Source organism: Anaerolineales bacterium, from assembly GCA_015075725.1.
GTDB lineage: Bacteria > Chloroflexota > Anaerolineae > Anaerolineales > Villigracilaceae > Villigracilis.
The window spans coordinates 1129686-1150373 of the sequence record JABTTV010000001.1 but is presented as its reverse complement, the minus strand read 5'-3'; the positions used below and the strand labels follow the sequence as shown (position 1 = coordinate 1150373).

Here is a 20688-nt window from a genome sequence, read left to right as displayed (position 1 = left end):
TTTGGGTGGAAGGATGAGTTGTTTTTGCTACATCCTCGAGTGTTCGGACGGGACGCTTTACACCGGCTGGACGAACGATCCCGAGCGCAGGATGGCGCAGCACAACAAGGGACTTGGCGCGCGTTACACCAAAACCCGCCGTCCGGTGAAGATGGTCTATCTCGAAGAACTGCCGGATAAGATCGCGGCGTTGAAACGAGAGAGAGCCATCAAGGCTCTCCCACGAAAAAAGAAAATGGAATTATTTTCAGCGTAGGGGCGGGGTTATCCCGCCCCTACACGTTTAATCGGTAAACAACGGCAAATGCCCCAACGCGTGGATATGCATCCATTGGGCGCGGTCGCCTTCGGTGAAGATCGCCGCTTCGCCCGCCACGCTCGCGCGGGCTTTATCGAGGATCATGCGCATGCCTTGAAGCGTCGAGCCGGTGCTGATCACATCGTCCACAAGCAAGACCTTTTTGCCCTCCAGCGCGTCTTTATCCTTCTCATCCAAAATCAAAACCTGCGGCTGACCTGTGGTGATCGAAAGTGTTTCCGCTTTGACGGCGTCGCCCATGTACGGCTTGTATGTCTTGCGCAAAACGATGTATGGTTTCCTTGTCTCAACTGAAAGCGCGTGGGCGAGGGGGATGGATTTCGCCTCTGCTGTCACGATCAAATTGAAGTCCACATCCTTGACCTTTTCAGCCAGCCCGCGCGCGCAGGCTTGCACAAGTTCGGTGTCGCCCAAAATGTTCAAAATGGCGATGCGCAGCCCGGGCTTGATCTCGAACAGCCGCAAGTCGCGTTTGATTCCAGCAATTTCGACGGAATATGTTTCGCGTTTGGTCATATGATTTCCTCGCAATAACGCCGAAAGTTTATCACGGTTTTTCATGTCATTGCGAGCGCCTGCAAGGCGTGAAGCAACTTCCGGATTAATGGGGAGATTGCTCCGACAGTTCCGCGGTCCCGCAACGACATCAGCGATTAGAAAATTTGTGCTATACTGTCCCCATGCGCGCCATCCGTTCCTCTGAGATCGGCAATTACCTGTACTGCCGCCGCGCCTGGTGGTATCGCAAGACCGGGACTCCTTCGGAGAATCAAGCCGAACTCGCCTCCGGGACAGAACTCCACCGCCGCCACGGACGGCAGGTCCTCGCCGCCTCTCTCACGCGGACTTTGGGCTGGCTCCTGCTCCTCGCGGCGATCCTTACGCTGGTGGCGTATCTCGCCTTTCAATTGATCTAAATAATGGATTTCACTCCATGACCGTTCTGAATCGACTTGCCTCCGCATTGAAGCGCCGCGACGAAGTTCCCAACCAGGAACTGGCCCGCGAACTCGCCGTGAAAAAAGACAGAGCCGGGATTCGCGAAGTCGCGGAAAATTTATGGAACAAGGATAAGAACATTCAAACGGACTGCATCAAGGTCTTGTATGAGGTCGGATACATCGAACCAAGGTTGATCGCTCCTTTTGTGGATGATTTTGCAAAACTTCTCAAAAGCAGGAACAATCGACTCGTCTGGGGCGGCATGACCGCGCTCGCCGAAGCCGCCAAAGCGAATCCCGATTCGGTGTTCGCTCATCTGGACGCGATCAAGAAGGCGAAAGAAACCGGTTCCGTCATCACCGTGGATAATTCCATCTCCGCGCTGGCAATCACCTCTTCGGCGCATAAAAAATATTCCGAAGTGATCTTTCCTTACTTGCTGAAACATCTCTCCACCTGCCGCCCCAAGGAGGTGCCCCAACACGCCGAGCGGACTCTGCCCGCCGTTAACAAATCGAACAAAGACGCCTTCATCAAAGTTTTGACCGGACGCCTGGAAGACTTGAACGGAGGCGGGTTGGCGAGAGTCAAGAAGGTGATGAAACAAGCTTCCAGTCTTTGATCTCTTTACCACGCATGTTATACGTTTTTTTTCTTCTTTTCCTCCTCGCGTTGATTTTCTTCTGGCGGTCCAACCGCCAGCGAAATGCGGCCGGACTTCCCGGCGGGCGAATCGTATACACCGATACGCGCGGCTGGGGCAAAGTGGAGAAGCCCTTGTACTACCCCGCGCTTGCGTTGACCGGCAAGCCGGACTACCTGATCGAAAAGAACGGACAGATCATCCCGGTGGAGGTCAAATCGGGGCGCGCGCCCGAGGCGCCCTACGACTCGCACATCTATCAACTGGCTTCGTATTGCCTGCTCGTGGAGAAGACCTACGGCAATCGTCCGCCGTATGGGATCATCCACTACGAGAACCGCGACTTTGCCGTGGATTACACGCGGGAATTGGAATCGGCGTTGATCGAGTTGATCGCCGATATGCGTGAGGATGACGTCCGCGGAAACATTGCCCGCTCGCACGAACAGGCATCCCGCTGCAAAGGATGCGGATTCAGGAATATCTGCGAGCAAAGTCTGGCGTAAAAGCAGGCGCGTCGCACATTATCAAAAGGTATAATTTCCCGCATGTCATCGCCCTTCATTCCGAAGCGCATTGTCATCACGGCTTACCCGAAGATCAACGAGGCGTACTCCGAGGCGGAAGCCATGCGCGCATTCCTCGGGGAAAAGGGCTTGGATGTGCTTGTCGGTTCCCTTTATGATGAGGGAATCCGCCAACGGGTCAAGGAGGGCGAGTTCGATCTGCTGATCGCTGTCGGCGGGGATGGAAGCGTGCTGCGCGCCGGTCATTTATGTGCGCCGGCGAAGGTTCCCATCCTTGGCGTCAATCTCGGCAGGCTCGGCTTTCTCATCCAGATCGACCGCAGGGAATGGCGCGGGTACTTCGAGCGTTTGCTCGACGGCGAGGCATGGATCGAAAACCGCATGATGCTCCGCACGGAACACGTGCGCGCGGGCGAAAACCTGGGCGTATTGATTGCGTTGAACGAGGCGGTGGTCGCGCGCGGTGAAAACCTCAGGCCGGTGCGATTGACCGCCTTCGTGGATGCTCGTGAGCTATCCAGCTATGTTGCAGACGGGTTGATCGCCGCCACGGCGACCGGGTCCACGGCGTATGCTCTTGCCGCAGGTGGACCGATCCTGCCGCCTGAACTTCGCAATATCCTGCTTGTGCCCATTGCGCCTCATCTTTCTGTTGACCGCGCAGTTGTCCTTTCAGAAGGTTCGTCGGTGGGCATCGTAATAAAAAGCGAAAATGCCGTGTTGAGCGTGGATGGACAACCGCCCACACCGTTGATGGAGGGCGACCACGTCAATGTCACCGCCGCCGACGTGACGGCTCAATTCATCCGCTTTGGTGACCCGGGATATTTCTACCGGAATATCACCATGCACATAAACGAAAACTCTTTAGGATTTCCACGATGACCGAACCTGCGATCCAGTACTGCTACGCCCATCCGACCCGCGAGACTTCGTTGCGATGCAAGCGGTGCGACCGTCCCATCTGCACTTCGTGCGCGGTGAGCACCCCCACCGGTTACATTTGCAGGGACTGTATGCGCGAGCGGCAAAAGAGTTTCGATACCGCCGTCTGGTACGACTTCGTTTCGGGCTTTATCATTGCCGGACTGCTTTCAGGGCTGGCTTCTTTTCTTGTGACCTTTGTCGGAGGGATTGGTTTCATCGGATGGCTTTTGATTTTTCTCGGCTCTTCCGCAGCCGGGGGCATTATTGCCGAAGCCGTTCGAGCGGTCACCCGCCGACGCCGTTCACGCGCCCTGTTTCTGACGATCGGCGCGGGCGTTGTGTTCGGAGCCCTGCCCATGCTTTTATTGCAATTATTGAGCGGAAATATTTTTGGTTTAATCTTTCAGGCAATCTACCTTGTCATTGCCGCTCCAATGGTATATGCCCGGCTCTCCGGCATCCAACTTTCCAGGTAGCCCATGCTTACCGAACTTCACATCCAAAACTTCGCGATCATCGACAAGCTCGACCTGCGCTTCGGACCGGGACTCATCATCCTGACCGGCGAGACCGGCGCGGGCAAATCCATCATCCTCGACGCCGTGGTCATGCTCATCGGCGGCAAAGCGGATACCACTTTCGTGCGCACGGACTCCGAGGCGGCATTCGTCGAAGGCGTGTTCCAACTCAAAGGTCCCGAACGCGAAGCGGTGCATGAGATCCTCAAGCGCGAAGAACTGATGGATGATCCCAATTACGTGGTGTTGATGCGTGAAGTGAGACGCGAGGGACGAAGTGTGGCGCGGATCAACGGGCGGACGGTGAACGTCGGTCTGCTGAAAGAGATCGGCGCGTTGTTGGTGGATATTCACGGGCAGGCGGAACATCTTTCCCTGCTCGATCCGCGCGCGCATCTTGGACTGCTCGACCGTTATGCGGATGTTTCGAAGCCGTTGAACGATTACCGGCAGACGTACCATTCTTTGCTCGCCCTTCGCAATGAATTGAATTCCCTGCGCAAAGCCCAGGCAGATGCAGACCGGCGCACCGAAATGCTGACCTATCAAGTGGAGGAGATCGACGCCGCGAAATTGAAAGTGGGCGAGGATGAAGAACTAAAAAAGGAACGCGACCGGCTTGCCAATGCCGAATCGCTTGCAAAGAATGCGCAGGAAGCGCTGGCGATCCTTGAGGAAGGCTCGCCCGATACGCCCGCCGCAACCGATTTGATCGGTCAGGCGGCGCAGGCGCTTGCGGCGCTCGCGAAAATCGATTCGGGCCAGGCGGAATTGTCGAATCAAGCCGAAGTGATGCTCGATTCACTCTCGGATATCATCCATGAATTACGCGGGTATCTGGATGAGATCGAATTCAACCCGAAGCGGCTCGACGAAGTGGAGGAACGGCTTGACCTCATTCATTCGCTCACGCGCAAATACGGTGGCAGCATCCCGGCTGTGATCGCCTACGGCGAGGACGCGCAAAAACAACTCGAGACCATCACCGGCGCGGCTGACCGAATCAATGAACTGGAAATGCAGGAAGCAAAACTGCTGGAAAAACTTTCCAAACAGGGAACCGACCTTTCGGAGAAGCGCAAATCTGCCGCGACGAAAATGGGCAAGGGCATCGAGACCGAACTCGACGATCTACGGATGGCGTCTGCAAAATTCGGAACGGACTTCCAGACCAAGCCCGACCCGAATGGTATTCCACTTGCGGACGGGACCCGCCTCGCCTTCGACCAGAGCGGAATCGACCGCGTTGAATTTCTCGTCGCCCCGAACCCCGGTGAAGGACTCAAACCGCTGGCGAAGATCGCATCCGGCGGCGAGACCTCGCGCCTGATGCTCGGATTGAAAAACGTCATGGCGCGCGCCGATGAAGTCCCGTCCCTGATCTTCGATGAGATCGACCAGGGCATCGGCGGGCGCGTGGGCATGGTGGTCGGTCACAAACTTTGGAATCTCTCGCGCAGTCACCAGGTTTTCTGCGTGACGCATCTTCCGCAACTGGCTGTTTTCGGCGACTTGCATTACCAGGTGCAAAAACTCGTGGACAAGGGCCGTACCCTCACCCGCGTCGAACCGCTCGAAGGGGAGGCGCGTTTGCTGGAACTTTCGCAAATGCTCGGCGAAGTGGGAGAAGGAACACTGCGTTCGGCGCACGAACTTCTGCAGACCGCACGGCAAATGGTCAAGGAAAGTACGAAGAAATAAGAAAAACATCCCGATGAGATCATCGGGATGTTCGTTCCCGGCGTTCCATGCGATTGGGGCGGCTGCGCTGCAACTGGTGTTACAGGGTATCGCATAATGCAGTCAGCAAAAACTTCGATGAAAACGCGCTTTTTGGCGAACCGTTACCTTAATTTCATGACAAGAGATAAAATAACGCCACTTCAATTCAAAGGCGCATCGAATTATGTCACCAGATAAACAAGCCGAGCCGAAACCGACCGTAACCAAAGACTCCTCCGAATTCAACAAGGACGCCTACGCCTCCATCCCGCCGGGGGAACTGGTCGTATTTGCCGTTCAGGTGTTACAAGCGGACGGCTCTCCCGCCGCGACCGAAGATATCGTCTCGATCTGTTTTCGCTTCTTCCCGCACAGTTTTTCGCTAAAGAATTATTTCTACTGGCCCGACTCTGCCCTGGTGACCCGCCGATTGCATGACGCCAAAGAAAAGGGATTGCTGAAAGGCAACGCGGCCGACGGTTTTGAAGTGAAGGTTCAGGGCAGGCGGGTGGCTAAGCATGTAGCGAAGGCATTGGGTGTTGTTTTCCCCGCCCCGCCCAAAGTGGAGGTTCCGCCCGCGCCCGTTGAAGAGAAGAAGGAAGAGCCCAAAGCGCCAGCAAGAGCCGAAGAGAAGGTTGTCGCAACGCCGGTCAAGCCGCAAAAGAAAAAATCCGCTCAAGGCGGCAGGGGCAAATTGCAGAAAAAGAAAAAAGTTGTGAAGAAGTCGCCGGTCAAAGAGATAAAGCAGGTAAAGAAGCCCGCAGTCAGGAAGAAACCAGTTGTTATCAAGATGGCGGTTGTTAAAAAGCCAAAGCCGAAAGTCGTAAAGCCGGTTGTCTTAAAGAAGAAACCTGCTCCAAAACCGAAGGCAGGCAGGAAACAGGCGAAACTTGTGAAAAAGGTAAAAGCGCCTGTTAAACCGATTGCAAAGGTCAAGTCAGAGCCTCAGCCGAAGAAACAAGCTAAAGCGCCGAAGGTAAAGGTTCAAAAGCCGAAGCCGCAGAAAAAGCAAAGGCAAATTGCAAAGCAGGCAAAAGCGACTCAACTGACGGTGCTGCTCGCTCCGCCAACGGCGTGGAAAAAGGCTGAAGTTCCGGCGATCAAGCCAAGGGTCAGGGTTGAGGCGCCCCCCATTCCGGAAAAGAAGCCGGTCAAAAAAGAAGCGGCGGTTCCGGTCGTTGCAACGAAAGAGGAGAAGGTCAAAGCCGCAAAAGTCGTCAAACAGATCGAACATTCGGACGCGTACCGGTCGTATCGGCGCAGCGGCAGGCGGGCGATCATCGGTGAGTTCGATTTCCGCAATATGCTCTTTGCGACGATGGAATCTTCGGCGGAGACGTTGAAACGCAACATGGATCTGTTCAAGCGCTACGCAGGCATTCATTTCCGCGCGGACCTGATCGCGTTCCTCGATTTTTGTGAAGAGAAATTCTCCGTTTTATTAATATCGAAGGCGAAAGTTAAAGGTGGAAGATAGGCATGGCAGGCACAAGAAAATTACAGTACGCCGACCGCGTTGCGATCCAGCAGGCGGACCAGGCGATCCGCAAGGATGTGCTGCGCGCGCTGGTGGAGGTCATCACCAACAGCAACGACAGCTATTCGCGTCTCGAGCAGGCGGGCTGGTCGGTCGGCGGCGAGATCTTCATCCATGTTCACCGCAAGCACAAGAATTCGACCATCCGCGTCTGGGACCATGCCGAAGGGATGAACGACTCACGCATGGATAAAGTGGTCGGCACGTACGGCGAAGCGACCAGCGGCATCAAGGAGGATAAGCACGTGCGCGGCATGTGGGGGCGCGGACTCAAGGATTCCATTTTTGGTTTGGGTCACGGGTATGTACATTCGTTCAAAGGCGGGAACTTTTATTCGTGTTCCCTGCTCATCAAGAACGGCGTGCCGACCTTTACGCTCGAAGAGCCTGTCAGGGCGTTGGTTCCCGTGCGGCAGCAATACGACATACTCGAAGGCAACGGGACGATCGTGGATATCATCGTCTCGCGCGATGATGTCAAGGTGCCTCAGTTCGACAACCTGCGCAATTACCTGCAAAGACATTTCGAACTGCGGCCCATCATGAGCAATCCCCGCAGAAAAATCGTTTTGCGCGATGTGGCGGCGGATGGAACGGTGCGCCAGGAATACACGTTAAGTTACAAACCGCCCAAGGGCGAAAAGGTCCTGAGCGAACGCATCAAAATACCCGGATATCCCGCCTGGGTGAAGCTGGAGCTTTTCCGTTCGGCGATCCAGCTTTCCACGCGCGGCGAGGAAGGCGATTACGCCGACGGCGGCCTGCTGGTCATCAGCAAAGGCATGGTGTTGTCGCTGACCATGCTCAGATACGAGAATGATCCGGTGGCGGCGTATTTCTACGGGACGATGCAATGCGACTTCCTGCATGAACTGTTGAAGAAGGACGAACCCGTGTTGACCGCTACGCGCGACGGCATCAACTGGTCGCATCCGTTCGCGAAGGCGATCAGGACCGCGGTGGAGTCGAAACTCGAACCGCTGATCGAAAAGGAACGCAAACACGCCCTGCGCGAGGAACAAACCAAGCTCGACAAAAAGTTAAGGCAGAAGATCGACCGCGCCTTGCACGAGTTGAATCACATTGCGCTGACCGAATTGAGGGAACGCAGGGATGGCGACGCGCGCATCCTCCTGCCCGAGACCGGCATGGCATTCATCCCCGAACGCGCCTACGTGCAGACGGGCAGGGTGCTGACATTGACGCTGCGCGCCGATATCGCAAAGAAAGTGAATCCGAACGCCGTGATCCAGGTCGCTTCCAACAGCGGAGAGGTGATCGTGCTTACCCCGCAAGTGACGTTGAAGCCGCACAAAGCGGATCCGTCCGTGGGCGAGGCGCAGGTGAGAGTGGAAGGCAGGCAGGTGGGCGAGGAAGGCATCGTCACCGCCTTTATCGGAAAACTCCATGCGCAGGCGATGGTGCAGGTCCACTCGAAGAAAGAAACACTGGTTGAGCCTCCCACGCGCGGCAAGAGCGCGCTCTTCAACGATATCCGCTTCGACGACCGCATGGACCCGCGCCAGCGCGTTTACTTCGACCGCGTCAATTCGAGCATTGTCATTGCGACGAACGCGCCTTCGGTGAGAATGTATTTGGATGAAAACAACCGCCTCGACACGTCTGTGACGGGTCAGGTGCTGTTGGCGGAACTCGTCACCGAAGCCGTGTGCCGCGAGATCGCCCGCGAAGGCGTGGAGAAGGGACGCTTCCTCGTCCTCGAAGGCTCCGAGGCGGATGCGATCCAGAATCACTTCATTCGTTTGCAGAACCGCTATTCACATTTGATCCACGAGCATATTGTGACGATGGGGTGAACAAGGAAAGAGGAAAGAAGAAAGACGGCAGGTGGGGGCTGCCGTCTTTTGGTTTTGCAAGGATGTGGTTTTGATCTATTCGACTTATGACTCGCAGTATTTCTGGACAAGTTCGGAATTCTCAAAGCTACTTACAACCGCTAATTGTGAGAAAATCTGATTGAAGCACAAACAAGCCATTTTCGCTATCAGTAATGTAAATATACGGACATACAATCGTAAAACTGGATATAAAAGTACCCGTTACATAAGACCCCACCACGGCGGGCGACTTTGGATTCGAAATATCTATAACGAAGAACCCGTCCCTTGAGGCAGTCGCGAAAAGAAAACTATCAACAATATGCAAGTCATCAAGCCATTTACCCGAATCGTAAACCGTGATCAAACGAGGATTCTCAGGATCGGAAAAATCCACGATTTCCAAATTACCGACCCGATCAGATATATAAGCTATTTTATCTTTCACAACAAGATCATTAACGCTTTCCCTTGTTGACAATTTATAATGTCCAATCGGATCTGGATAAGGGTAGTGCTCCACCCAAGTAAAGTTGGATATATCCTTGATATCTACATGGCTATAAAAAGAATAAAGAACATCACCTTCTATAAACATTCCATTTGGCAGGCGGGTTACTTCGCGCCCTTCTATATCAATAAAGCTGGGAGAAAACCCGTGTTTCCTCTGGCTGATTTCGGCAAGGTCAGGAGGAATCGCTGTTTCATCGCTTAGAGTCGGGTTTTGAAGATCAATTACTTTCATACTCTTCGTTTCACCATCCTGCTCTATAAAGCCATAATGATCAACAACGGCTACAAGCCGCGAACGGGAAACCAGATGGCCCACGTCTAATGGATTCTCAGGGTCTAAGATATTAATAAGGTGTAAATCCCAATATAGATTTGGAGGATCGTGAGAGACTTTGGTGATAAATGCGTTTGAACCATAAATCATTACATCTACAAGCTCGAGTGGCGGGGAATAAGAATAAATCGCCGTCGTCTGAAGCATTGGTGGAGCATCAAAAACTTGAAGTCCCTCCTTTTCCGAAACGGTATAAAACAGTCCATTGGCTTCGTCGTTTTTTTGAAAATTATCGACCAGTTCCCGACTAGCTCCCAATGCTAATCTAAGCAGGCTGCCAGGAATTCCACCAATGCACCATGTTGCTCTCTCAGGATTTAAGATATTCACAATGTGGAGCGCCTTTCTGCATCCAGTTGGAATTCTAGACCCAAAGCCAATGGAAATATATTCACAATGCACTGTGGTAAGAAATGCGCTGTTGTTTACTATCTTGATGCTTTCAATATACCCTTGCGGGTAAGATACATGCGCAGCAGACATATTGGCAGGGTCTGAAATATCAACCTTCCACAATCCTTTATGGTGAACATAGGCATATTGACGGTCTTGATCAATATATATCAAATCGCCGGGAATTAATAAATAACCATCTCGATGAATTCGAGTTGGATTTGAGACATCGAATGCTGCCAATTCAAGCCCAAATTTTACAAACACATGGTCTACGCTCGTGAAAACCGAAGAGGCTTCCCCTCCAATATGCCCAACAGTATGAACCCGATTTTCAACTGGCTCAACTTCGCTGATATCCAAAAGATTCCAGTCACCTCTTTGTTCCTTTGTACATACTTTTGGAATGGGAAGGAATAATCTGCTAAATGCATACGCAGAAAGCCAACAGATTGAGATAAAAATGATTGTACTTAACAATTGCTTGGAGACAGACTTCTTTTCTTCCATCCTCACCTCACCGTCAGCCACACTCCCAACATCACCACCCCAAATCCAATCACCCGCTGGAGATCGATCGCCCGCGGAGCCATGCCGAGCAGACCGAAATGGTCGAGGATGGCGGCGACGAGGATCTGTCCCGCCATGAGGGTGATCAACGCGCCCGCCGCGCCGATGCGGGGAATCATATATCCCATGCCCATGATGACGATCAAGCCGAGCGCGCCCGCGCTTAAGGCATACCATGGCACGTTCTTCCATTGCCCGAGTCTCGAGCCAAGGAACGCCATGGGAATCAAAGCCGCGATCGCGCCGCCGATGTGAACGATAAAGACGCTTTCAAGAGGTCCCAGTTTTTGGGTGATGAGACTCGATAAAGGTCCCTGCACGCCAATTGCCATTCCACCCGCCAGACCGACAAGGATGATGATAAAGAGGGTATCCATTCGATTCCTTTTGTTTTGTAGGGGCGACTCGCGAGTCGTCCCTACGGATGATTATTCTTCCACATACGGCACGTAATCGGCGCGGGCGATGCCCTGCCTGATCGCAGTCTCCGCCACTGCTCTTGCAACCGCGCGATGGACTTTCTTGTCGAGCGGGCTGGGCACCAACTCGCCGGGCGGGGTCATCGAAGCGATGGTCTCCGCCGCGGCAACCAGCATCTCCTGCGTGATTCGAGGCGCGTTCGCATCCACCGCGCCGCGGAAGATGCCCGGAAAGCCCAGCACATTATTCACCGATTTCCCGTCTGCTGCAAAGACCGCGCCGTGTTCCATCGCCACATCCGGGTCGATCTCCGAGTTAGGGTTCGAGAGCGCGAGGATGATCTGTCCCTTGCGCACCATCTCCGGTTTGATCAAATTTGGCGCGCCGGTCGTTGCAACAACAATATCACAGTTCGCCATGATGTCTTTCAAGTTGGATTTGACCCCGCCCGCTTTTTCGAAGCGACTCAACGCCTCTTGACTCAAGTCCGCGCCGTGGACCGGATTCCCCGTCAGACGCATCAACATCTGACCGATGGCCTGTCCCGCCGCCCCAAGCCCGACCTGCCCGATGACGGCTTTCTTCATGTCCATGCCCGCTTCGCGCGTGGCGACCATCAATGCCGCAGTGGACACGACCGCCGTCCCATGCTGGTCGTCGTGCATGACGGGCTTATCCAGCATGGATTGCAAACGTTCTTCGATCTCGAAGCAGCGCGGCGCGGAAATGTCTTCAAGTTGTATCGCCGCGAAGGTCGGGGCGATCGCCGCAACGGTATTGATAATTTCATCGGTATCTTTGGTGTTCAATAGAATCGGAATCCCCGAAAGCCCCACCAATGTTTCCATCAACATGGCTTTGCCTTCCATGACGGGCATCCCAGCCACCGCGCCTATATCGCCCAATCCCAATACAGCGGTTCCGTCAGTGATGATTGCAACCATGTGGCTGATGCTCGTGTACAAACGCGCTTGAGAAGGCTCCTTGGCGATCCGCATGCAGACTTCCGCCACGCCGGGCGTGTAGACGCGGCGCAGGGTTGTCAACGAATCGATCGGGTAGCGCGAGCGGATGGCGATCTTCCCTTTTTGATGCAGTTCCAGCACTTCATCGCGCACTTCGATGATTCTCGTGCCTTCGTTCGCTTCCATTGCAGCAAGAACGGCGGCGAGGGTCTTTTCGTCATCTGCGGTGACGGTAATATCGCGCACCACATGCCGCGAGGTTTCGGTCAACAGCACCATACTGCCGATGCTCCCGCCCGTGTCTGCGATGGCGGTCAATAGTTTTGCCAGCACGCCCTTCTTCTGTGAATTTCTCACGCGCACGATGCGCAGGATCTTTTGGTCCCAAGCCATGGGGTCTCCTTTACTGAGCGGAGGATTGACTGTCCTGCCTGCACTGTGCCGCAGGCACACGCGGACGGACAGTCCAGGGAGAACGTCCGCTGCGCTTATCAAGCCCATTTTAACGCGAATACCGCGGAGTTTTCTCCGCGGTATTTCCAACAATGCATGGTCGGCAATTTATTATGCCAGCGGACGCATGAGAGAACGTGTCTTACGCGATCAGCAACCCGTGCAGTTCGTCGAACGAGCGGATGACGTCACATTCGGCTTCGGGGAAGAGTTGCCCCGGGTCGTAGAGAACAGGCGTCAGCCCGGCGCGAAGCGCTCCGACCACATCCGCGAAGTAATTGTCGCCCACATAAATGGTTTCATCGGCGGAGGTCCCTGCAAGTTTCAGGGCATGCGCGAAGATGAGCGGGTCGGGTTTGAAAGACCGCACCTCGCCGCCTGCAAGCGAAAACTTGAAATAAGACTTCAAGCCGAGCGAATCGAGTTCTTCATGGAAAGGGTCCTCGCGGTTCGAAACAACTCCGAGCACATAACCCGTTTCCTGCAGTTTCTGCAGGACGGTTTGAATCCCATTGGGAAGTTGGGACTGGGGTTTATAATTCGCCTCCATGCAGTTGGAAATGTGCGGGGCAATTTCATCCGCCTTCCCGTTATGAAGCCCCAGCGCGATCAAGCGCCGTTTGGTGAAGTTGACCCAAAAACCCTTCTCGTCATCCTTGTAGGTCTTGCTGTCTGCCTGGATCTCGAACGAGTTCGCGAAATAAAAATGTTCCCAGCGTTCGGCGCGGGTGTGGTCCTCTCCCGAAGCCTCCACGCCCATGCCTTTGAGACAATCGGCAAAGACATCGACGGAATTGGGAACGTTGAGACGCAGGGTCCCATCGAGGTCGAACAAGACTGCCTTGATATTTTTTGACAAACTTTTCTCCATGATTATCAGACCCCAAAGGTTTCCAAAACCTTTAGGGTCTCTTGATTATCCGATTACCCGCCGATGTGAGACATTTCAACTTTGGGGAGCGGGACGGTATTTTCAGAACGGATCTCGGAATAACGGTCGGCGCGTTTGCCCCATACGCTTTCGATCTTGTGCGAGATCTCTTCGTCGCTTGCGCCATTACGGAGCAATTCACGGAAGTCATGTCCCTTGACTGCGAAAAGGCAGGTGTAAAGTTTTCCCTCCGCAGAGAGGCGCGCGCGGTGGCAGTCGCGGCAGAACGCCTGCGTGACCGAGGCGATCACGCCGATCTCGCCGCCGCCGTCTTTGTAGCTCCAGCGTTCCGCCACCTCGCCGCGGTAGTTCGGGTCGGCGGGTTCGAGCGGGAATTCCCTGCCGATGATGTTGACGATCTCTTTTGCCGGGACAACATCGTCCATGCGCCAGCCGTTGGTGTGGCCGACGTCCATGTACTCGATGAAGCGCAGGATGTATCCCTTTTCGCGGAAGAAACGCGCCATCGGCAGAATGCTGCTTTCATTGACTCCGCGCTTCACCACCATGTTGACCTTGATCGGCTCCAGCCCGGCGGCTTTGGCGGCGTCCATGCCTTCGAGCACTTTCTCGACCGGAAAATCCACATCGTTCATGGCTTTGAAGATCTCGTTATCCAATGAATCGAGGCTGACGGTGACCCGCTTCAGCCCTGCCTTTTTGAGTTCATCTGCAAAACGCGGAAGCAGCGCCCCATTGGTGGTCATCGTCAGGTCGAGATCGGGAATCTGCGCCAGCATTTCGACGAGTTTCGGAAAGTCCTTGCGGACAAGCGGCTCGCCCCCGGTGAGACGAATCTTCCGGACGCCGAACCCGGCAAAAATACGGGCGAGGCGCGTGATCTCTTCGAAGGTCAGCACCATGTCGCGGTGCAGGAATTGATAACCCGGTCCGAAGACTTCCTTCGGCATGCAGTACACACAGCGGAAGTTGCACCGGTCGGTGACGGAAATGCGCAGGTCGCGCAGGGGTCGATTTAACGTGTCTAGCAGATTCATAGGATTCACAGTTTCGGCGTCCATCGACTGCCGTGAGAGGGGCGATTATATCAATTTTATTAGACGGCGCTTAATTGAATTGACGCAGGATAGCAGCCATGCTATTATGACGTTGTCATTATTCTTTTTATTTCAGGAGTTATTCATGAGTTTCGAATTTATTCTTCGCATCATTGGCATGATCATGTTGGGGATCGCCGGAGGGGCCTGGGGATTTCAACTTTCGCAGTTCACGCCCGAAGACGCGTTCCGCACCACGCTTGTGTTCGCCTTGTCCGGCGCGCTGGCGGGGTTGATCCTCACGCCATACTTTACCACCCGCCCGGCGCGCGCCATCCGCTCCCTGTTGGCACGAATGACCGCTGAATCCCTGTTCGCCGGGTTGACCGGGCTTGTTGTCGGTCTGTTGATCGCCGCGCTGCTGGCATTTCCGCTTTCGATGCTTCCGGCCCCTTTTAGCCAGATCCTGCCTTTCATCGGCGTGTTGATCTTCTCCTATTTCGGGGTTTCTCTCTTCGTTATGCGTCAGGGCGACATCATGGGTTTGCTCAGCGCGCTCAGCGGACGAAGCGAGGGCGGCTCCTCCTCTTCGTGGACCAATCTCAACCGCAACATCCTGCTCGATACCAGTGTGATCATCGACGGGCGCGTGTCGGATATCGCCAAGACCGGCTTTCTGCCCGGCACTCTTCTCATCCCGCGCTTCGTTCTGAACGAATTGCAGTACATTGCCGATTCTCCCGACGGAGTCCGCCGTCAGCGCGGGCGGCGCGGCATGGAGGTGCTCGCCGAATTGCAGAAACTTCCCAATGTCCTCGTCCGCATCTCGGACATCAACGTGGACGGCGTGCGCGAAGTGGACGATAAACTCGTCGTACTCGGCAAACAGCTCAAGAGTCCCATCCTCACCAACGATTACAACCTCAACCGCGTTGCCGAATTGCAGGGCGTGACCGTGCTCAACATCAATGAACTGGCGAACGCGGTCAAGTCGGTTGTGCTGCCCGGTGAAATCCTGCGCATCAACATCATGCAGGAAGGCAAGGAACACGGACAGGGCGTGGGCTACATGGACGACGGCACGATGGTCGTGGTCGAGAACGGACGCGACTACATCGGCGAATACATGGACGTCAACATCACCAAGGTCCTCCAAACCGCAGCCGGGCGCATGATCTTCGGGCGGGTGGAGGAGGAGAACGGGAAGAGGGGGAAGAGCAAGTAAAAAGTGAATAGTGAGAGTAAACAGGGCGTCGAGAGGCGTCCTGTTTTTTTATGCGGTAAAATAAAACTGCCTATAAAAAAATCCTTTTTGCTCCTTCGTGACGCTTGGTGGTAAAACGAAAATGTTGAAAATATACAATACCCTCACACGCAAAACCGAGGAATTCCAGACCCTCGAACCCGGCAAGGTCAAAATGTACGTCTGCGGCGTGACGGTCTATAACGACGCGCATGTCGGGCATGCCATGTCCGCCATCGTGTTCGACATCATCCGCCGCTACCTCGAATATCGCGGATACGATGTCAAACACGTGATGAACTACACCGATGTGGATGACAAGATCATCAACCGTGCCAACCAATTGGGCGAAGACCCGCTTAAACTTTCGCAAAGATACATCGAAGATTATTCGCGCGACCTCGCAAACTTGAACGTCATTCCTGCCACGTCCAATCCGCAGGTCAGCAAAACCATGCCGCTCATCATCAAATTCATCGAAGGGCTGATTCAAAAAGGTCACGCCTACGCTGCTGCCAACGGCGATGTTTATTTTCGAGTGACCAGCGACGACGATTACGGCCGTCTTTCCGGGAGGAAGCTCGAAGACATGCAGGCGGGCGCTCGCATCGAAGTCGGTGAGCAGAAAGAACACCCGATGGATTTTGCGTTATGGAAAGCCGCCAAACCCGGCGAGATTTTCTGGGAAAGCCCCTGGGGCAGGGGCCGTCCCGGCTGGCACATCGAATGCTCTGCCATGAACCTCGCCGAACTCGGCGAACAGATCGACATCCACGGCGGCGGCAACGACCTGATCTTCCCTCATCACGAAAACGAGATCGCGCAGACCGAAAGTTATACAGGCAGGGAATTCTCGCGTTATTGGATTCATAACGGCATGTTACAGCTCGGCGGCGAGAAGATGTCCAAGTCGCTGGGCAACATCATCAGCATCAAGGAGTTTCTCTCCCAGCACTCCTCCGATGTCATGCGTATGCTCGTCCTGAACGGGACCTATCGCGCGCCGCTGATGTTCAACGACGAAACGCTTGCCGCCGCGGAACGGAACGTCGAGCGCCTCAAGTCCGCGCTCAAGCCTGCCTCCCCCTCCGCAAGCGGACTCAACACCGATAGTCTCTCCGCGCTTTCCACCGCCATCGAATCCGCGGGCACCAACTTCACCGAAGCCATGGACAATGACTTCAACACGGCGGGAGCCGTCGCCGCGCTGTTCGAACTCTCCAAGTTCATCAATACCGCGCGCGATAACGGCGCAACTGCTGACCAACTCAAATCTGCGCAGGACACTTTCAAACAACTCGCCGGCGTGCTCGGGCTGAAACTCGAAGAGAAAAAAGGCTCAAGTGAAGATGAAGCCCAGGTGGAAGCTTTGATCGCCGAGCGCACCGAAGCCCGCAAGCAAAAGAACTGGAAGCGTTCCGATGAGATCCGCGACCAATTGAAAGCGATGGGTGTCTCCATCGAAGACAGCAAAGACGGCACCACCTGGAAATGGAGTTAAATTTTGTAGGTCACGCGAACCGCGTGACCTACTTTTTACAGACAAATTTCAGATGTATAATTCAAACATCACAACGACTTTTCAAGGAGACTCTCCATGCAAAGAATGTTCGGATTTTTGATCGGCATCTTTACCGGCGCGCTGGTCGGCGCTGTGATCGCTCTACTTCTCGCGCCTGAATCTGGCGAAGCCCTGCGCGGACAGATCCGCGAGCGCGGGCAGACCTTCCTCAACGATGTCCGGCACTCGGCAGACGCGCGCCGCATCGAACTGCGCGGTCGGTTGGAATCCCTGCGGGCGCCACGGAGCGAGTTCTAATACGTAAAACCGTAAGAACCACATTACGAATTACGAATTACGGAATAGAACCCTTCCACCCTCTTCATGCACGCCCCGTACTCTGCGCGAGCAGAGACGATCTTCGCATTGAGACCTGCGGCTTCTGCCCGCAGGTCTTCTCTTTCCAAGCCCAGAAGAATCGCATCCGCAATCGATTGCGGGTCATTTGAGTCGAACAGCAAACCGTTCTGCCCGTGCGTGATCCACTCGCGGATGGACTCCAGATCGCCCGCCGCGGGGAAACATCCGCACGCCATCGCCTCGAGCAGCGTATTCGGCGTCCCGTCGTGAACGCTGGGCGAGACCACGATCTGCGCCCCGCGAAAGACCTCTCCCATCTTTTCATGAGCAAACGCGGGCAACAACTCAACGGCGTTTTCGATCTTCAATTCTCTCACCCAATCCATAGCCTGCGGTTCGGCTTGCATCCCCGTGCATAAAATTTTCGCATCCGGTCTTTTCGCCAGCACGAGCGGAATCGCCTTGAAGAACGAATCGTTCCGCACGTAGGGGCGCACCCCGCGCGGATTGATGACGACCGGACTCTTTGTCAATTCTTTTGGCGGATAAAAAACATCGCCTCTCACTCCGCCGTTGCCGGGCGCGACCAGAGTGGGCTTGTCCACGCTCAAGCCCCACTGATGCGCCAGCCGCACATCTCGTTCGGAATCGGCATGCAAACCGTCCGCATATTTCATCACTTTCCGGGTGTAATATCTCATCAACGGCGTGGAAGGGGCGTGCAGGGTAAAATCGTTGCCCCAGATGGAAACAAGGAACGCCGGTGGTCTTGATACGCCTTCGGCTACTCGACCACCAGATATTGCAACCGCCGCCAACATCCCTTCGTATGGGATTCGCATCGCATGAACGATCTCAGGTTCGACTTCTTTTATCAATGCCCGCAACTTGCGCGCGGACGCGGGAACGGTCAGGGGACCAAGCCACTGCCTGATCCTGGTGCGCAAGCCCAGGGTTCGCGAAGAGGCGCTGGAGGGGGCGGAGGTCCGTTTTTTGACGGCGCTAAAAGCCACAGGGACGAATTCCATCCGCTCGATGGGGAAATCCAACTCATCCGATTCGAAAGTGGAGGCGATGAAAATTTCGTCCCCGCGCCGGGAAAAGTAACGCATCCAATTGCGGGAAATGGGCGAGCGGGCGTCTGTGACAAATAGCAGGCGCATGTTTTAATTATACTCATCGGCTCGAAATGCCGGGAAACTGCCATCCAGTTTGTAGTATATTTAAGCCATGTCCGCAGGTCGTATCTTGATTGTCGAAGACAACATGGATACTTATGAATTGGTGCGTTTCATCCTGGAGAGAAACGGGTTCGAAACGTTTCTTGCCATGAACGGGCGGGACGGGGTGAATGCGGCCGCCAAACAACAGCCGGACCTGATCATCATGGATCTCTCGATGCCCGAGATGGATGGCTGGACTGCAACCCGCCTGATCAAAGGCAATTTGCTGACCTCATCCATTCCGTTGATCGCGCTTACCGCGCATGTCTTGCCCAGCGACCGCAAACGCGCCTACGATGCGGGCTGTGATGAATACATCACCAAACCCATGGACCTGCTCGACCTGCTCGAAACCGTGAACGAATGGATGCAAAAGGGGAAGAAAATTACCGGGTGATCTTAAAAACACTGGCGTGCCTCCTGCGCTTTGACCGGTCAACGGACGGCAAGCCAAAACTATCAATCAAGAGGAAACAATATGAAACAAATTTGTGTCGCCGGCGTGGGTTACGTCGGCCTGGTAACAGCGGCGTGTTTTGCCGACCTGGGCAACCGTGTGACCGCGCTGGATGTGGACGAGAGGCGCGTGGAAAACCTCAAGAAGGGCATCATGCCCATCTACGAGCCGGGGCTGGATGAACTGGTCAAGCGCAATTTCAAGGCGGGGCGTATTTCGTTCACCACTTCATACAAGGAAGCCCTGAAAGACGCGGAATATGCCTTCATCGCCGTCGGAACGCCTTCCGGTTCGGACGGCTCGGCGGATCTGCAATATGTCGCCGCCGCCGCAAAATCCATCGCGGAGAATATGACCGCGCCGCTGGTCATCATCAATAAATCCACGGTTCCGATCGGGACCGGCGACTGGGTCGCCGACATCGTAAAAGGCGCCCAGCCGAAGCCGATCGATTTCTCGGTCGTGTCGTGCCCTGAATTTTTGCGCGAAGGTTCCGCCATCGGCGACTTTATGAATCCGCACCGCACAGTCATAGGTTCGCTCGACCGCGACGCCGCGAACAAGGTCGCTCATTTGCACCTGCCGCTGCGCGCGCCCATTGTCATCACCGACCTGCGCACGGCTGAGATGATCAAGTATGCCAGCAACGCTTTTCTCGCCACAAAGATCTCTTTCATCAATGAACTCGCGGATTTATGCGAGCGGGTCGGCGCAGATGTAAAGGAAGTGGCGGCGGGCATGGGTTACGATGCGCGCATCGGGCGCTACTTTTTGGATGCGGGTCTCGGCTGGGGCGGTTCATGCTTCCCCAAGGATGTGGAGGCGCTGGCGTTCATGGCAAAAGAAAAGGGACTCGAGCCGAAGATCCTCAACAGCGTGATGGTGGTCAACTACGACCGCCGCAAGGAAGCTGTGAACGTGGTGGAGCAAATGCTGGGAGGCAGCCTGAAAGGCAAGACCATCGGCCTGCTGGGTCTGGCGTTCAAGCCCAACACGGATGACATGCGCGATGCGCCGTCCATCGATATTTCGGAAGAATTGATCGAAGCGGGCGCAAAAGTCCGCGCCTACGACCCGGTGGCAATGGACGTGGCGCGTTCCATACTTCCGGCGGTGGATATGTTCGAGGAACCGTACCAGATGGCGGCCGGGTGCGACGCGCTGATGGTGATCACCGAATGGAACGAGTTCAAGCAGCTCGATCTGGATAAAGTGAAAGGCCTGCTCAAATCGCCGGTCGTTTACGACGGGCGCAATATCTACGAGCCCGCGCGCATGCGTGAAATGGGATTCACTTATCGGGCAATTGGACGGTAATGAAAACAAGTAGGTCACGCTATTAGCGTGACCTACA

21 protein-coding genes are annotated in these 20688 nt (G+C 54.8%); 14 read left to right on the top strand and 7 right to left on the bottom strand.

The features are described from left to right. The first annotated feature begins 13 nt into the window (after positions 1–13). A complete protein-coding gene (locus HS100_05505; GenBank protein ID MBE7433352.1) occupies positions 14–256 on the top strand; it encodes a GIY-YIG nuclease family protein in 243 nt (80 codons plus the stop codon). Positions 257–283: 27 nt separating this feature from the next. Here HS100_05505 and HS100_05500 read toward each other — a convergent pair whose 3' ends face one another. Then, positions 284–835 (bottom strand): adenine phosphoribosyltransferase, encoded by a 552-nt coding sequence (locus tag HS100_05500; protein ID MBE7433351.1) that lies wholly within the window; start codon positions 833–835, stop codon positions 284–286. A 164-nt stretch (positions 836–999) separates the two neighbouring features. On the opposite strand from HS100_05500, the gene HS100_05495 reads away from it, so the two are divergent. The 8 genes from HS100_05495 (at position 1000) to HS100_05460 (ending at position 8952) form a co-directional block, all read left to right on the top strand. Beyond that, positions 1000–1236: a hypothetical protein gene (locus tag HS100_05495; GenBank protein MBE7433350.1), complete on the top strand. Its 237-nt coding sequence runs from the start codon at positions 1000–1002 to the stop codon at positions 1234–1236. Between the two features lie 17 nt (positions 1237–1253). Beyond that, positions 1254–1883, top strand: a complete 630-nt coding sequence (locus HS100_05490; GenBank protein ID MBE7433349.1) for a hypothetical protein — start codon at positions 1254–1256, stop codon at positions 1881–1883. Between the two features lie 14 nt (positions 1884–1897). Next, complete coding sequence (cas4, locus tag HS100_05485) at positions 1898–2410, top strand: CRISPR-associated protein Cas4 (GenBank protein MBE7433348.1); 513 nt, start codon at positions 1898–1900, stop codon at positions 2408–2410. Between the two features lie 42 nt (positions 2411–2452). Then, a complete protein-coding gene (locus HS100_05480; GenBank protein MBE7433347.1) occupies positions 2453–3316 on the top strand; it encodes an NAD(+)/NADH kinase in 864 nt (287 codons plus the stop codon). Further along, entirely contained in the window at positions 3313–3834 is a 522-nt protein-coding gene (locus HS100_05475; GenBank protein ID MBE7433346.1) for a hypothetical protein, read from the top strand. Before HS100_05480 ends, HS100_05475 begins: the two co-directional genes overlap by 4 nt. A 3-nt stretch (positions 3835–3837) precedes the next feature. Next, positions 3838–5577, top strand: a complete 1740-nt coding sequence (recN, locus tag HS100_05470) for a DNA repair protein RecN (GenBank protein ID MBE7433345.1) — start codon at positions 3838–3840, stop codon at positions 5575–5577. A 205-nt stretch (positions 5578–5782) separates the two neighbouring features. Beyond that, positions 5783–7075: a hypothetical protein gene (locus HS100_05465; protein MBE7433344.1), complete on the top strand. Its 1293-nt coding sequence runs from the start codon at positions 5783–5785 to the stop codon at positions 7073–7075. Between the two features lie 2 nt (positions 7076–7077). Next, a complete protein-coding gene (locus HS100_05460) occupies positions 7078–8952 on the top strand; it encodes an ATP-binding protein (GenBank protein ID MBE7433343.1) in 1875 nt (624 codons plus the stop codon). Between the two features lie 127 nt (positions 8953–9079). On the opposite strand, the gene HS100_05455 is transcribed toward HS100_05460, so the two are convergent. The 5 genes from HS100_05455 to moaA form a co-directional block, all read right to left on the bottom strand. Continuing rightward, a complete protein-coding gene (locus HS100_05455; protein MBE7433342.1) occupies positions 9080–10723 on the bottom strand; it encodes a hypothetical protein in 1644 nt (547 codons plus the stop codon). A 2-nt stretch (positions 10724–10725) separates the two neighbouring features. After that, entirely contained in the window at positions 10726–11160 is a 435-nt protein-coding gene (locus HS100_05450) for a DMT family transporter (GenBank protein MBE7433341.1), read from the bottom strand. Between the two features lie 51 nt (positions 11161–11211). Further along, positions 11212–12561, bottom strand: coding sequence for an NAD-dependent malic enzyme (locus HS100_05445; protein MBE7433340.1), 1350 nt, complete (start codon positions 12559–12561; stop codon positions 11212–11214). Positions 12562–12763: 202 nt separating this feature from the next. After that, positions 12764–13480, bottom strand: a complete 717-nt coding sequence (locus tag HS100_05440) for an HAD family hydrolase (protein ID MBE7433339.1) — start codon at positions 13478–13480, stop codon at positions 12764–12766. A gap of 65 nt (positions 13481–13545) precedes the next feature. Then, positions 13546–14550, bottom strand: a complete 1005-nt coding sequence (moaA, locus tag HS100_05435) for a GTP 3',8-cyclase MoaA (protein MBE7433338.1) — start codon at positions 14548–14550, stop codon at positions 13546–13548. A gap of 145 nt (positions 14551–14695) precedes the next feature. Between moaA and HS100_05430 the strand changes: the two genes are divergently transcribed. The 3 genes from HS100_05430 to HS100_05420 all read left to right on the top strand — a co-directional run bounded on the left by HS100_05430 (position 14696) and on the right by HS100_05420 (position 17612). Continuing rightward, positions 14696–15775, top strand: coding sequence for a TRAM domain-containing protein (locus HS100_05430; GenBank protein ID MBE7433337.1), 1080 nt, complete (start codon positions 14696–14698; stop codon positions 15773–15775). 121 nt (positions 15776–15896) lie between these two features. Continuing rightward, entirely contained in the window at positions 15897–17294 is a 1398-nt protein-coding gene (locus tag HS100_05425) for a cysteine--tRNA ligase (GenBank protein MBE7433336.1), read from the top strand. 96 nt (positions 17295–17390) lie between these two features. Continuing rightward, on the top strand, positions 17391–17612 hold the full coding sequence (locus HS100_05420; protein MBE7433335.1) for a YtxH domain-containing protein: 222 nt from the start codon (positions 17391–17393) through the stop codon (positions 17610–17612). 23 nt (positions 17613–17635) lie between these two features. On the opposite strand, the gene HS100_05415 is transcribed toward HS100_05420, so the two are convergent. Continuing rightward, a complete protein-coding gene (locus HS100_05415; GenBank protein MBE7433334.1) occupies positions 17636–18817 on the bottom strand; it encodes a glycosyltransferase family 4 protein in 1182 nt (393 codons plus the stop codon). Positions 18818–18884: 67 nt separating this feature from the next. Between HS100_05415 and HS100_05410 the strand changes: the two genes are divergently transcribed. Both HS100_05410 and HS100_05405 read left to right on the top strand, forming a co-directional pair. Then, on the top strand, positions 18885–19274 hold the full coding sequence (locus tag HS100_05410) for a response regulator (GenBank protein ID MBE7433333.1): 390 nt from the start codon (positions 18885–18887) through the stop codon (positions 19272–19274). Between the two features lie 81 nt (positions 19275–19355). Beyond that, positions 19356–20651, top strand: a complete 1296-nt coding sequence (locus HS100_05405) for a UDP-glucose/GDP-mannose dehydrogenase family protein (protein ID MBE7433332.1) — start codon at positions 19356–19358, stop codon at positions 20649–20651. Positions 20652–20688: the final 37 nt, after the last annotated feature.